Source organism: Curtobacterium sp. VKM Ac-2861, assembly GCF_013204965.1.
Lineage (GTDB): Bacteria > Actinomycetota > Actinomycetes > Actinomycetales > Microbacteriaceae > Curtobacterium.
Map to the genome: position 1 here is coordinate 318,116 of NZ_JABMLA010000001.1, position 13,229 is coordinate 331,344.

Annotated in this window: 11 protein-coding genes; 5 read left to right on the forward strand and 6 right to left on the reverse strand. The window is 72.4% G+C overall.

The genetic code is table 11. The annotated features are described in order from the left end of the window. Positions 1–53: 53 nt before the first annotated feature. Complete coding sequence (locus HQQ88_RS01435) at positions 54–2,609, reverse strand: LuxR C-terminal-related transcriptional regulator (RefSeq protein ID WP_173168430.1); 2,556 nt, start codon at positions 2,607–2,609, stop codon at positions 54–56. Between the two features lie 172 nt (positions 2,610–2,781). Here HQQ88_RS01435 and HQQ88_RS01440 point away from each other — a divergent pair, with 172 nt between their 5' ends. After that, positions 2,782–3,735: a formylglycine-generating enzyme family protein gene (locus HQQ88_RS01440; RefSeq protein ID WP_173168431.1), complete on the forward strand. Its 954-nt coding sequence runs from the start codon at positions 2,782–2,784 to the stop codon at positions 3,733–3,735. Between the two features lie 8 nt (positions 3,736–3,743). On the opposite strand, the gene HQQ88_RS01445 is transcribed toward HQQ88_RS01440, so the two are convergent. The 3 genes from HQQ88_RS01445 to HQQ88_RS01455 all read right to left on the reverse strand — a co-directional run bounded on the left by HQQ88_RS01445 (position 3,744) and on the right by HQQ88_RS01455 (position 8,751). Then, complete coding sequence (locus HQQ88_RS01445; protein ID WP_173168432.1) at positions 3,744–5,408, reverse strand: SulP family inorganic anion transporter; 1,665 nt, start codon at positions 5,406–5,408, stop codon at positions 3,744–3,746. A gap of 1 nt (position 5,409) precedes the next feature. Continuing rightward, positions 5,410–7,752 (reverse strand): arylsulfatase, encoded by a 2,343-nt coding sequence (locus tag HQQ88_RS01450; RefSeq protein WP_173168433.1) that lies wholly within the window; start codon positions 7,750–7,752, stop codon positions 5,410–5,412. Between the two features lie 129 nt (positions 7,753–7,881). After that, positions 7,882–8,751, reverse strand: coding sequence for a mechanosensitive ion channel domain-containing protein (locus HQQ88_RS01455; RefSeq protein WP_173168434.1), 870 nt, complete (start codon positions 8,749–8,751; stop codon positions 7,882–7,884). Positions 8,752–8,951: 200 nt separating this feature from the next. On the opposite strand from HQQ88_RS01455, the gene HQQ88_RS01460 reads away from it, so the two are divergent. Then, a complete protein-coding gene (locus HQQ88_RS01460) occupies positions 8,952–9,539 on the forward strand; it encodes a DapH/DapD/GlmU-related protein (protein ID WP_173168435.1) in 588 nt (195 codons plus the stop codon). 149 nt (positions 9,540–9,688) lie between these two features. Continuing rightward, positions 9,689–10,105, forward strand: coding sequence for a VOC family protein (locus tag HQQ88_RS01465; RefSeq protein WP_123672882.1), 417 nt, complete (start codon positions 9,689–9,691; stop codon positions 10,103–10,105). Here HQQ88_RS01465 and HQQ88_RS01470 read toward each other — a convergent pair. Beyond that, entirely contained in the window at positions 10,086–11,051 is a 966-nt protein-coding gene (locus HQQ88_RS01470; RefSeq protein WP_173168436.1) for an isoprenylcysteine carboxylmethyltransferase family protein, read from the reverse strand. The genes HQQ88_RS01465 and HQQ88_RS01470 overlap by 20 nt on opposite strands. A 30-nt stretch (positions 11,052–11,081) precedes the next feature. On the opposite strand from HQQ88_RS01470, the gene HQQ88_RS01475 reads away from it, so the two are divergent. Further along, entirely contained in the window at positions 11,082–11,825 is a 744-nt protein-coding gene (locus HQQ88_RS01475; RefSeq protein WP_173168437.1) for an alpha/beta fold hydrolase, read from the forward strand. Here HQQ88_RS01475 and HQQ88_RS01480 read toward each other — a convergent pair. After that, the gene (locus tag HQQ88_RS01480; protein WP_123938225.1) at positions 11,815–12,714 is read right to left on the reverse strand and encodes an SDR family oxidoreductase; all 900 of its coding nucleotides are present in this window, start codon (positions 12,712–12,714) and stop codon (positions 11,815–11,817) included. The genes HQQ88_RS01475 and HQQ88_RS01480 overlap by 11 nt on opposite strands. A 108-nt stretch (positions 12,715–12,822) precedes the next feature. On the opposite strand from HQQ88_RS01480, the gene HQQ88_RS01485 reads away from it, so the two are divergent. Further along, the gene (locus HQQ88_RS01485) at positions 12,823–13,164 is read left to right on the forward strand and encodes a DUF3140 domain-containing protein (RefSeq protein WP_134193622.1); all 342 of its coding nucleotides are present in this window, start codon (positions 12,823–12,825) and stop codon (positions 13,162–13,164) included. Positions 13,165–13,229: the final 65 nt, after the last annotated feature.

The following is a 13,229-nucleotide window of genomic DNA, read 5'->3' on the forward strand; positions in this document are numbered from 1 at the left end:
CGCAGCACGCCGGGGGTCCGGCCCGAGCACGCCGGGTCCGCGGCCGGACCGCCTCAGAGCAGGCCGCGCCGACGAGCAGCCTGGACCGCCTCGGTGCGCCCCGCGGCGGAGAGCTTGCCGTAGATGCTCCGCAGGTGGGTCTTGATCGTGTTCACGCTGAGGTGGTGCTTCGCCGCGATCTCGGCGACGGTCTGGTGCGCCGGAAGCTCGAGCAACAGCTCCTGCTCCTTGGGGGTCAGCGGGACCGTGGCCTCCGGACGTTCCAGTCCGACGCCGATCCGCTCGTGCTCGGCCAGCGCGAGGACGTGGTCGGCGTACGGCTCGAGCGCCCCGTACGACCCGTGGTGCCGGAACACCAGCTGCGCGCCCGCACCCCGGCACGCGAGGAACTCGCGGGCGTAGCCGAACTCCTCGCTGACGGCGAGCGCGCGGCGGACCCGCTCGGCTGCCTCGGCGGGCCGGCCGTGCGTGCACGCGTGCTCGGCGAGGGCGAGGTGGGCGTTCACGATGCTCGTGCCGGACCACGCCGCGTCGTCGCCGTCGACCGCTGCGGCCAGGTCGCGTTCGACGAGGTGGTCGGTCCGCCCGCCGGCCAGCAGCCGGAGCGTGTTCACCTCGAGGGAGTCGGTGCCGAGGACGTCGGCGACGATGCGGCGGACTTCGGCCGCTGCGGGTGCGCCGTGGAGCGTGCTCGACCAGGCGTGCAGGCGCGTCGCGGCCCCGGCGACCACCCGCGGGTGGTCACGGCCGTCGAAGCGGACGAGCTGCACGAGCCGGGCGAGGGCCTCGCGCGGGGCCGACGAGGCGTCGATCGCCGCGACGAGGAGCAGCGCGCGCACCTGGAAGAGCAGCCCGAGCTCGCTGCCGGTCGGGTCGGCCTGGTCGATGCGGTGCAACGAGGTGAACGACACCGGTTCGCAGCGCAGGTAGGAGCGTGATGTCGCGAGCAGCAGCGCGCGGGCGGTCGCGCGGTTGTAGGGCGGCGCGGTGTCGAACGGCAGTGCGCCCATCCGCGCCTCGTACTCGCAGGCCGTCCGCCAGTCGCCGGTGCGGACGGCGAGCGTCGCGGCGGTGTCGCAGGCGATGAGGAAGACCCACGAGAACCCGGCGTGCGCAGCGGCCGCCTGGATCGACCGGAGCAGTTGGTCGGCGTCGCGCCGGCGGCCGGCGACGACGAGGCACCAGGCGACCGCAGCCCGGAGCAGCAGCGCGACGTCGAGCGACTCGACGGGCGTCTGCCGCAGGTACGCGCCGAGTTCCTGCAACCGCGCCGAGGCGTCGTCGGGGTCCTCGACGGTGAACGACCGGAGCGCTTCGATGACCGGCCGCCACACCCGTGCGTCCTCGGGTGCGGCTGCAGCGAGCTGCGCGGCCGCCTGGGCGAACCGTTCCTCGGTGCCGATGCGGTCCGCGAACGACGGGGCGTCCATACCGATGCGGATCGTGAGCGTGGCCAGTGAGTCCTGGCTCGGTGGGAGCGCTCGCAGAGCCGTCGCCACGATGGCCGCGCGGCCCTCCATGAGCAGGACACCGCCGGACCGCTCCAGCTGCCCGCGCACCGCCGACTGGTCGCGCGCGAGCAGTGCCTGTTCGAGCGCGAGGACGTGCAGGCCCCTGGACTCGTACCACCCGGCCGCCGCGACGTGGTTGCGGACCGCGCCGCACTCGTCGCGGCGACGGAACTCGGCGCGCATGAAGCCGGCGAGGATCGGGTGGAACCGGAAGCCGTCCTGGTCGGCACTCGTGGTCACGAGCACGTTCCGGGCGCTCAGCCGCTGCAGCACCGTGCCGACGTCGGCACGCCCGGTGAGCTCGACGGCGAGGGCGAGCGGGACCTCGGACCCGACGGCCGTCCGCATCAGGACGTCGCGGTGGTCGTCGTCCAGCGTGTCGAGGACCCGTGCCACCAGGTAGTCGGCGACCTGGTGCTGGTCGCCGCCGAAGTGGCGGACCGCTGCGCCGCGGTCGGACTGCTCGAGCAGGTACGGCATCGCCAGCGCGAGCCCCGCAGCCCACCCCGCCGTCCGGTGGGTGAGCGTCTCGGCATCCTGGATCGGCAGCACCAGGTCGAAGCGGAGCGCGAGGGCCAGCGTGTCCTCGACGCTGAACGCGAGGTCCTGCGTCGGGACGACGAGCCGCCCGCCTGCCGCCTGCGTGACGGCGGCGAACCCGCTCGGCTCGAAGCGTCCGGCGACGACGACGCGGGTCCGGGGACCGCACGCGCGCAGGAGCCGGATGAGCGGCGGGACACCGAGCCCGCCGAGCAGACGGTCGACGTCGTCGAGGAACAGCCACTGCTCGGTGTCGTCGTGCACGGTCTGCGGCGGGTCCTCCTGCAGCAGTGTGTCCGCGTCAAGCCACCGCACGACGACGTCGTCCGCCGTGAGGAGCTCCGCCCACGCGGCGAGCGCGGTGGACTTGCCGGCACCGCCCGGCGCCCACATGGTGAGCAGGCGTCGGTCGGAGCGGCGGAACCGTCGGAGGTGGTCGAGCAGCCGCGGTCGCTCCAACGCATCGGTGGGTGGGACCGTCGTGGTCGGATCCGACCCGACCGGCGTCCCCGTGCCGGTGCGCTGTCCGCTGCTCCTGGTCTGTTGGAAGGTGTGCATGTGGAGGCCTTTCCCTGAAAAGGCTTGCGTTGCTCACGATAGGTGCGGCGGGCGGTTGAGGCGAGGGATCGTCGTGCGCGTTGAGGACATTCACCCCATCCGGGTGAGGGCGGGCCGCCTCATCCGCTCCGGGTGAGGCGGCCCGCGGTCCCGACGCCCGAAGATCGGGTGCATGCAGACCCTGCTCGAGGCCGTGGACGTCGCGGGCGGTGCGTTCCTGATGGGTTCGGACCGCTACTACCCCGACGAGGGGCCGGTGCACGAACGCACGGTCGCCGCGTTCCGGATCGCCGCGCACCCCGTCACGAACGCCGAGTTCGCCGCCTTCGTGGCGGCGACCGGGTGGACGACCGAGGCCGAGCGCGCGCTCGACCCCGTGCAGTACCCCGACCTCGCGCCGGCCGACCGGGCTCCGGGGTCACTGGTGTTCGCGCCCACGACCGGACCGGTGGACCTCGGCGACTGGCGGGCCTGGTGGACCTGGTGTCCGGGTGCTGACTGGCGGCACCCGGCCGGGCCGACGTCGTCGGTGGACGGACGCGAGGAGCACCCGGTGGTCCAGGTCTCGCACGGCGATGCGGCGGCGTACGCGGCGTGGGTCGGTGGGCGACTGCCGAGCGAGGCCGAGTGGGAGTACGCGGCGCGCGCCGGCGGTGACCCGTCGTGGCCGTTCGCCTGGGGGATGGAGGCGCACCCGGGCGGGCGGACGATGGCCAACACGTGGCACGGGGCGTTCCCGTACCGCAACACCGGGGCTGCCGGGTGGACGGGGACGTCGCCCGTGGGCTCGTTCCCCGCGAACGCGCTCGGTCTGGTGGACATGATCGGCAACGTGTGGGAGTGGACCGATTCGCGGTACACCGAGCGGCACGATCCGTCGACGACCCCGACGCCGCCGGCCGAGGCGCGGGCGACCGAGTCGTCCGCGCACTGCGGCTGCGGCCCGACGGACACCCACCACGACGCCGCCCCGGAGACGCCGTCGACCGTCACGCGGGTCCTCAAGGGCGGGTCGCACCTGTGCGCGCCGGAGTACTGCCTGCGGTACCGGCCGGCGGCTCGCTCGCCGCAGACCAGCGACTCCGCCGCCACCCACATCGGCTTCCGGGTGGTCTGGGACGGCTGATCCCGGCCTCAGCCCGGGTCGGCAGCCGCAGCCTGAGTCGTCCGCGCGGCCATCGCGGCGTCGACCGTCGGCAGCACCCTGCCGTCGTCGACGAGCCCGCGGAACCACGCGGTCCGCGTCGCCGTCGCCGTAGCCGACCCGGGGAGGCCCACGAGCAGGAGCACGACGCCGCGTTGTGCGAGCTCGTGATCGAGGTCGGCGAGGCCGTCGAGGACGGTGACGGTCGCCTCGTGCATCCGCGACAGGTCGAGGACGACGGCGTCGGCCCCGTCCTCGTCGTCGGCGAGCCGGAGGACGGCGTTCTCGTACGCCAGCACGTTCGCGGTGTACACGGCGCCCTCGATCCGTGCGCTGATCGTCGTGCCGACGACGGGGCCCGGGGCCAGCCGGACGCGCTGCAGTTCGCGGAGGACCAGGAAGTACGTCCCGGCGACCCCGGCGACGACGGCTGCCAGCAGTCCGGCGGTCAGTCCGACCGCCGCGGTCACCACGGCGAGCCAGAAGTCGCGTCGGCTGATGCGGGCCAGCCTCCGGAGCGCGGGGACGTCGATGAGTCCGACGACGGCGGTGACGACGAGCGCGGCGAGGGTCGCCGTGGGCATCAGGGCCAGGACCGGTCCGAGGACGAGCGCGACCAACACCGCGAGCGCGACGGTCACCAGGGTCGACACCTGGGTGCGTGCGCCGGCCCGCTGGTTGACCGCGCTCTGCGAGAACCCGCCGGCGGCCGGCAGCGTCTGGGTCAGGGACCCGGCGAGGTTCGCCGCGGCGGCCGCGAGCAGCTCGCGGTCGCTGTCGATCGGCGGCTCGCTCGGCTGTCGGATCCCACGTGCCACCGCTGCGGACTCGAGGAACGCCATCATCGCGATGCCGAGGGCACCGGGGAGCATCGCCGGCACGAGGGTCAGGTCGGGCAGCACGGGTACTGGGAGACCGCTCGGGACGGGGTCGATCACCTCGACGCCGAGGTCGGTCAGGTGCAGGACGGCCGAGGCCGCGATGCCGCCGGCGACCACGACGAGCGGACCCGGCACCGCGGGCACGAAGCGGCGCAGCAGCAGGAGCACGGCGACCGAGGCGACGGACAGCGCGACCGTCGGGCCGTGCGCACGGGGGAGCGCCTCGACGACCGCCACCACGGAGCGGATGAACCCTGTGCCGGTCGGGTCGTCGGTGAGCCCGAGCAGCTTCGGCATCTGCCCGACCGCGACGGTCGCGCCGACCCCGATCTGGACGCCGATCAGCGTCGACTTGTTGATGTTCTCGACGAGCGAGCCCAGGGTGAGCAGCCGGGCGACGACGAGGACGACGCCGACGAGCAGGGTGAGGGTCGACAGTGCGCGGAGCGCGTCGTCGGACGAGACCGCGACGCCCGCGGAGACGAACGTCGTGGCGCTGAGCGTCGCGATCGTCGACGTCGTCGACACGCTCATCGCGCGCGACCCGCCCAGCAGGGCGTAGACGGCCATCGGCGCCATGCACGTGTAGAGCCCGACCTGTGCTGGCAGCTCCGCGATGCTCGCGTAGGCCATGGCCTGGGGGACGACGACCGCGCCGGCGCTCAGGCCGGCGAGGACGTCGCGCCCGAGCCACCGGCGGTCGTAGCCCCGGAGGGTGGGGGCGAACCACGTCCGGCTGCGCGCCGGTGCCGCCCCCACCTGCCGGGTCGCCATCTCAGTCGCGCGACATCGCGGCGGCGAGGTGCGCCTCGAGGTCGACGTAGGCGTCGTCGGCGATGTCGAACACGACCTTGTGGATCGTGCCGTCGTGGAACTCGAACCGCTCGCCCGCGTAGGCCTGCGTGACGGCGTCGCCGCTGTCGTAGCCGATGCAGAGTCCCTCGCCGCAGAGCGAGAAGTGCCCGAGCACGGTCCTGATCGGCGTCTCGGCGACCTGCTCGTCGTCGACGAAGAGCGCGAGCGGTCCGGTGGCCTCGCGGTACTCCCCGGTGCCCTCCTTCGTGAAGGAGACCCCGACGAGGTGCCGCCCGGAGGTGGGAGCCGGGGTGGAGACGACGTTCTCGGGCGGGATGCCGAGGAAGTTGTACACGTAGGACAGCTCCCCGTCCTTGACGTACAGGGCGTGGCCGCCGAACCGGGATCCGTGCGCGAACACGACGCCCTCGGTGTCCGGCGTGAAGTCGACGTCCGCGACGATCTTGTACGACACCCCGTGCACGTTGGCCGCGGAACGCTCCGGCACCTCGGTGGTGCCCGGGTAGTACGTGTACTGCCCGCTCGGCGGGACGGGGACCTTGAACTCCATCGTGATGAAGGTCTCGAAGTCCTCGGGGTTCCCCAGGATCTGCAGGTCGTTCAGGGGCAGCACGTTGTTGGCCTTCGCCTCCGCGAACCAGCGCGCCACGAGTTCCTCGACCTTGTCCGGGTGCTCCGCGGCGAGGTCGTGCGCCTCGGAGCGGTCGACGTCGGTGTGGAACAGCTGCCACCGGTCGCTGTCGAAACCGCTCGTCCCGGCTCCCGGTCCGTGCTCGGTCACCGCCTTCCAGCCCTCGTGCCAGATGCCGCGGTTGCCGAACATCTCGTAGTACTGCGTGTGCTTCGACGTCGGCTCGTCGGCTGCGTCGAAGGACGACCGCATCGAGACCCCGTCGAGTGGTCGCTGTTCCACGCCGGCGTACGTGTCCGGGAACGTCACGCCGCAGGCGTCGAGGATGGTCGGCACGATGTCGGTCGAGTGGTGGTACTGGTTCCGGACCTCGCCGCGGGAGGCGATGCCGGCCGGCCACGAGATCACCAGCGGGTCGCAGATCCCGCCCTGGTACACGTACCGCTTGAACATCCGGTACGGGGTCGAGAACGCCGCCGCCCATCCGGTCGGGTAGTGGTTGTAGGTGTCCGGGCTGCCGAGCTCGTCGACCATCGTCAGGTTCTGCGCGAGGTCGTCGGGGTAGCCGCCGAAGATCTTGCCCTCGTTGACCGAACCGTTCGGGCTGCCCTCGCCCGACGCGCCGTTGTCCGCGCAGTAGACGACGATGGTGTTGTCGAGCTGCCCGGACTCCTCGAGGTAGTCCACGATGCGGCCGACCTGCGCGTCGGTGTACTCGGAGAACCCGGCGTAGACCTCGGCCATCCGGCTGAACATCGCGCGTTCCTCGGCGTCGAGTTCGTCCCACGGACGCACGACGTCGGAGTCCGAGAACGTGCCGGGGGTCATCGGGTTGAGCTCCGTGAGTTCGGTGCCCTCCGGGAGGATGCCGCGTTCGATCATCCGGGGGAGCACCCACTCACGGTAGGCCTCGTAGCCGTCGTCGAACTGTCCCTTGTACTTGTCGATGTACTCCTGCGGGGCGTGGTGCGGCGCGTGGTTCGCGCCCGGGCAGAACCACAGGTACCAGGGCTTGTCCGGCTCGGTCTGCTTCGTGTCGCGGATCATCTTCAGCGCCTGGTCGGCGAGGTCCTTCGACAGGTGGTAGCCGTCCTCGGGCAGCGACGGCTGGTCGATGTAGTGGTTGTCCTCGGCGAGCGAGGGGTACCAGTTGTTCGTCTCACCGCCGATGAAGCCGTAGAACCGGTCGTAGCCCTGCGCGAGCGGCCAGTTCTTCTTGGAGGCGCCGGCCGTCCACTCGTCGATGGGGACGTTGTGGTTCTTGCCGACCCAGAACGTCGACCACCCGGCGTCACGGAGCACGTTCGCCATCGTCGCGTTCTCGGGCGGGATGTGCGAGCTGTAGCCGGGGAACCCGGTCGACGACTCCGAGATCGACGCGAACCCGTTCGCGTGGTGGTTCCGGCCGGTCAGGAACGTCGACCGCGTGGGGGAGCAGAGCGCCGTGGTGTGCCACTGCGAGTAGGTGAGGCCGTTTGCGGCGAGCCGCTCCATCGTGGGCATCTGGATCCGGCCGCCGTACGGTGACCACGCTGCCTGCCCGGTGTCGTCGTAGAGCACGACGAGGACGTTCGGGGATCCCGTCGGCGCCTTCGACGGGATGAACGCGTCCCAGTCGGCGACGGAGTCGCGCACGTCGAGTTCGATCTTGCCGGAGAACTGCTTGGCCATGGTCCGCTCCTGTTCGTTGGTCTGCGCGACGAGCCTCACCGCCCGGCGCGTCGACGTGCACGCCCGGAACGGGTGAGATCGCACGACCCCGCACGATCCCGCATGACCCCGCACGACCCGGCAGAACCGTCAGTCCACGGCGTCGACGAGCGCGGTCAGGAACCGCGGTCCGTCCGACGACACCGAGCAGGTCAGGCCGGCCCCGCCGAGCGCCACCGCGACCGCGCGCACCACCGACGACCGGGCGGCCTCGCGGTCGTCGTACGCGGACCAGAACCGGATGGTGATGTCCGCCCAGGCCGGCGTGATCGTGTGCAGGAAGACCTCGGGATCCTTCGACGACACCGAGGACCCCGAAGCCACCGAAGCCACCGAAGCCACCGAAGCCACCGAGGACACCGAAGCCACCGCGTCCAGCAGCACCGGGCAGACCCGGTCGAGGTCCGGTGACCCGTGCAGCCGCGCCCGGACCTCGCTCCGGACCGCCCCCGACTCGCTGGCGTTCCAGAGCGGGTTCTCGAGCAGCATGGTGTTCGGGATCCGGATCGTCCTGCCGTCCGAGGTAGCCAGCAGGACGGAACGCCCCGTCAACTCGACGATGCGGCCGGCCACGCCCTCGACCTCGATCGAGTCGCCGATCCGCACCGGTCGTCGGGCCTGGATGACCAGCCCCGCGCCGAAGTTGGCCGCGATCCCGCGCAGGGCCAGGAACGCGACCGCACTGATGATGATCACCGCGGCGAGCACCGGCTGCAACGGCGCTCCGAGCACGGTGAGGACGATGCCGATCGTGAGCAGGAGGACCGAGTAGCGCACGAGACGCGCCGCGAGGTTCGTCCCGCTCGGCCCGAGTCCGCTCCACTTCGCCAGCGCCACGACGACGCCCCGCCGGGCCCACACGGACACGAACCACCCGACGACCAGGACGACGACGGCGAGGACCACGTCCCAGGCGCCGAAGGACGAGTTCTGCACCAGACCGCTCACGAATTCCTGCATGTCGCCTCCCAGCCGCAGCACGGTAGGCGTGCACGGGCGCTGCGCGGATCGCACCGACCGGGTGAGATCGCCGTCGTGCCGGCCGGCGGGCGATACCGCAAGGATCGCGCAACCACCAGTGCGTCCGTTGTCGAGCGGCCCTGCAGCGCCTACGTTTCGGCTGTGCGACCCCGCACCGTCCCCCGAACCCAGGAGGCCGCATGGCCACGCCAGCCGTCCCCGTCCCCGTCCCCTCCACGTTCTCCCGACGCCTCCGCGAGGACGTCGCGCACGCCCGGGAGCACGTCCTGCTCACAGCCCTGCTCGGCTCGCCGTTCCTGCCGCGGGTCGTGCGACGGCTGCTGCTGAACGCCGCGGGCGCGCACGCCGAGTCGGCCCCCGGCGTCGGCTTCTCGCTCACGGGCGACCCGCGCAACCTGTCGGTCGCGCGGGGCGTCTACTTCAACCGCGCGACGACCATCGAGGCCATCGCCCCCGTCAGCATCGGTGCGAACGCCGCGATCGGCATGCAGGTCCTCATCATGACGAGCCACCACGCGATCGACGCCGACGGCCGGTGGAGCGACACCGCGACCGGCCGTCCGGTCGTCATCGAGGACCGCGTGTGGATCGGCGGCCGTGCGACGATCCTGCCCGGCGCGCACATCGAGCACGACGTGGTCGTCGCGGCCGGCGCGGTCGTCACCGGGCGCCTGCTGGCGCACGGCGTCTACGCCGGCGTGCCGGCGAAGCGCATCCGTGACCTGGCCGGGGCAGACCCGGCCACGGACCGCAGAGCGACCGCCTGACGGCCTGGAGGCGCGGGGCGGCGCCGCCACGGGCCTCCAGGCCGCATCGCACGCCCGTCCAAGGCGCGGTGCCCTTCCGCGGGCACGTCGCGTCTGCGACGATGGGCGCGCAGCGGGCGACGACGCCCGCCCGTCGTGAGGAGTCCACCATGTCCGTGCGTCTCAACCCGTACCTCGGCTTCCGCTCGGGGGCCCGCGAAGCCCTCGACTTCTACCACTCGGTGTTCCACGGCGAGCTCACGATCGGCACCTTCGGCGAAGCCGGCATGAGCCAGGACCCCGCCGACGCCGACAAGGTCATGCACGGGCAGCTCGAGGGCGAGAACGGCCTGCTGCTGATGGCCTCGGACGCGCCGACGGGCATGGAGACGCCGTCGGAGAGCACGATCTCGTTGTCGCTCAGCGGCGACGATCACGAGGCCCTGACCCGCTACTGGAACGGGCTCGCCGAGGGCGCGTCGATCATCGAACCGCTCACGACGGCCCCGTGGGGCGACACCTTCGGGATGCTCACCGACCGGTTCCGGGTCACGTGGCTCGTGAACATCACCGGCGCGGCGAGCTGACGGAGACGGGGACCCCGCCGACGCTCGCCGCGATCGGCCACCGCGGCACCCAGCACCGGACCCGGGCGGCGTAGCGGCGGAAGTCGTCGCCGAAGCGGGCCTCGAGGTCGGCTTCCTCGAGCGGCCGGACGACGCAGTTCCACACGATCGACCCGGCGAGTGCGTAGACGACGACCATCCACGAGCCGAGCAGCAGCCCGACCGCGACGCCCTGCGTGATGCCGGCGAGCGCCATCGGGTTGCGCACCGAGCGGTACGGTCCGGCGACGACCAACCGGTTCGCACTGGCGGACGGCAGCGGGGTGCCAGCGCCCTTGGTCGACATCGCCGCGGCCGACGCGATGCCGAGCGCGCTGGCGAGCGCGAGGACGACGAGCCCGACCACCAGCAGCGCGGTCACGACCGGTCCGGGCAGTGCGGGGTGCAGCCGCCAGCGGTGTTCGGCGACGGCGATGGCCACGGGGAACACCCCGAGGAACAGCCCCCAGAAGACGACGATCTGCACGGTCGTCGCGACCACGTGCCGTGACGTCGCGGCACCCGGGTCGGCCGTGCGGAACCGCAGCGGACCGGACGTCAACCACTCGGTCGGTACCCGGCCGAGCAGGACGAGGGCGAGGGCCAGCACGGAGCCGACGGTTGCCGCGGTCATGACGACGACACCCCAGCCGGCCTCGCCGGAGAGGGTCGCCCAGACGGCGAGTCCGGCGAGGACGAGCGCGGTCCACACGGTGGCGACGGTCGCCGCGATCCGTCCGACCGTGCCAGCGGAGACCGCCGCGAGCGCCGAGGCCACGACGAAGAGCGGGACGTCGAGGGCGGCGACGACCAGCGGGTCCAGCGAGCCGAGCGTGAGCGTCCGGACGGCGGGGACGGTCGCGACGGTGATCCACCAGGCGGTGCCGCCGACGGCCTGCAGTGCGAAGTAGAGCCGGCCCCAGGACACGTCTGCACGCTAGCAGTGGGAGACTCACGCATGGGACACACCTGGACGTCCGACCGCGGGGGAACCGGCCCCGTCCTGCTCCTGCTGCACCCCGGCGGGACCGACTCGCGGGCGATGGAGCCGCTCGCTGACGCGCTGTCCGACTACCGGGTCGTGCTCGCCGACCGCGCCGGGCACGGTCGGACCGCCGACGTCGAGGGCCCCTGGCACCTCGCGGACGCGGCGGCCGAGATGGCCGTGGTGATCGAGACGCTCGGTGTCGGTCCGGTCCACGTGTTCGGCTGGAGCGACGGCGCACTCGTCGGACTGCGCCTGGCGCTCTCCCGACCCGACCTGGTGCGGACGCTGGTGCACGGCGGTGCACCGTTCGACGTGACGGGGTGGCACCCGGGTGTGCTCGACGGCGTGCCGCCGCAGTTCATGGCCGACGCGTACGCCGAGGTGTCGCCGGACGGAGCCGCGCACTGGGCGGAGGTCACCGAGAAGTCGCGGGCGCTGCACGAGACCGAGCCCGCGTTCGGGAAGCGCGAGCTCGCCGAGCTCGCGGTCCCCGTGCTGCTGCTGTACGGCGACGACGACGAGGTCCGGATCGACCACGTCACCGCCGCACTCCACGTGCTGCCCGACGCCGAGCTCGCCGTGGTCCCGCGGGCCACCCACGGCCTCATCGTCGAGAAGCCCGCACTCGTCGCAGCGCTCCTGCGCGACTTCCACGTGGCGGACAAGACGGACGGCGTCGCACCACGGAGGCGGGATCCGCAGGTCAGGGCGTGACCATGCCGCCGTTCACGTTGAGCGTCTCGCCGACGACGTAGCTCGACTCGTCCGACGCCAGGAAGACGTAGGCCGGTGCGAGTTCGGCTGGCTGTCCGGCGCGGCCCATCGGCGACTCGCTGCTGCCGAACTCGGGCAGCGTCGACGGGTCGACGCCGCCGCTCGGCTGCAGGACCGTCCACGTCGGCCCGGGAGCGACGACGTTGACGCGGATGCCGCGCTCGACGAGCAGCTGCGACAGTCCCTTCGACAGGTTGTTGATCGCGCCCTTCGACGCTGCGTAGTCGAGGCGGTCGGGTGCCGGCTTGTACGCCTCCATGGACGCCGTCGTGGTGATCGTCGCACCGGGCTCCAGGTGCGGCAGCGCCGCCTTCACGAGGCGGAACAGCCCGAAGACGTTCACGTCGAACGTGGCCTCGAACTGGTCGTCGGTGATGTCGAGCACGTCCGGCTGCCAGCGCTGCTTGCCGGCGACGCTCACCAGGGCGTCGAGACCGCCGAGTCCGGCGACCGCCTGGTCGACGAGCTCCTGCGCGTACGCCTTGTCACGCAGGTCGCCGGGGATCGCCACGGCGGTGCGTCCGGCGGCACGGATCTGCTCGAGCACGTGGTCGGCGTCGGACTGCTCCTCCGGCAGGTAGGCGATCGCGACGTCGGCGCCCTCGCGGGCGAACGCGATCGCGACGGCGCCGCCGATGCCGGAGTCACCGCCGGTGATCAGGGCCTTGCGGCCGGCGAGCCGGCCGGTGCCCCGGTAGCTCGTCTCGCCCAGGTCGGGGACCGGGTCCATGGCGGACTGGAGGCCCGGCTCGTCCTGCGTCTGCGGCTCCGGCTTGACGTCGGGGTAGCGGGTGCGCGGGTCGCCGTGTTCGTACTGGTCGGTGGGCATGCGAGTTCCTTCCTGCTCGTGCCTCCACGGAACGCGTCCCGGCTGGACGGCGGCGGAGCGCCATCCGCCCTGCGCACCCGTCCAGGACGGCGGGGTTGCCTCGGGGCCATGAGTGACGACGACGACGACCAGCAGACCGAGCGCGACTTCGCCGACGCGGTGAACATGACCCCGTCGGAGCTCCGCGAGTGGCTCGACACCGACGAGTCGAAGCACGTCGGGCAGAAGCCCCCGGGCGGCGGTGAGTCGACCGGGCACGAGAGCGGGCGGCACGTCATCCGGATCCTCGAGAAGCACAAGGCGGACCGGACCGACGACGACCACGCCCACATGCGGAAGGTGGTCGGCTACGTCGCCCGGCACTCGGAACAGCGGCCGGACGGTGACGTGCACGACACCCCGTGGCGGTGGTCCTTGATGAACTGGGGCCACGACCCCGAGAAGCGCTGAGTCGCCGGCGGCGCGGAACGACGCCGGGCCGCCGCCGGCTCGGAACGACGCCGGGCCGGCGCGCG

Bases quoted from the DNA above. Each gene is read 5' to 3' on its own strand.
- HQQ88_RS01435 (WP_173168430.1), bottom strand. From the start codon at position 2,609: ATGCACACCTTCCAACAGACCAGGAGCAGCGGACAGCGCACCGGCACG.
- HQQ88_RS01440 (WP_173168431.1), top strand. From the start codon at position 2,782: ATGCAGACCCTGCTCGAGGCCGTGGACGTCGCGGGCGGTGCGTTCCTG.
- HQQ88_RS01445 (WP_173168432.1), bottom strand. From the start codon at position 5,408: ATGGCGACCCGGCAGGTGGGGGCGGCACCGGCGCGCAGCCGGACGTGG.
- HQQ88_RS01485 (WP_134193622.1), top strand. From the start codon at position 12,823: ATGAGTGACGACGACGACGACCAGCAGACCGAGCGCGACTTCGCCGAC.
- HQQ88_RS01480 (WP_123938225.1), bottom strand. From the start codon at position 12,714: ATGCCCACCGACCAGTACGAACACGGCGACCCGCGCACCCGCTACCCC.
- HQQ88_RS01460 (WP_173168435.1), top strand. From the start codon at position 8,952: ATGGCCACGCCAGCCGTCCCCGTCCCCGTCCCCTCCACGTTCTCCCGA.
- HQQ88_RS01475 (WP_173168437.1), top strand. From the start codon at position 11,082: ATGGGACACACCTGGACGTCCGACCGCGGGGGAACCGGCCCCGTCCTG.
- HQQ88_RS01450 (WP_173168433.1), bottom strand. From the start codon at position 7,752: ATGGCCAAGCAGTTCTCCGGCAAGATCGAACTCGACGTGCGCGACTCC.
- HQQ88_RS01455 (WP_173168434.1), bottom strand. From the start codon at position 8,751: ATGCAGGAATTCGTGAGCGGTCTGGTGCAGAACTCGTCCTTCGGCGCC.
- HQQ88_RS01465 (WP_123672882.1), top strand. From the start codon at position 9,689: ATGTCCGTGCGTCTCAACCCGTACCTCGGCTTCCGCTCGGGGGCCCGC.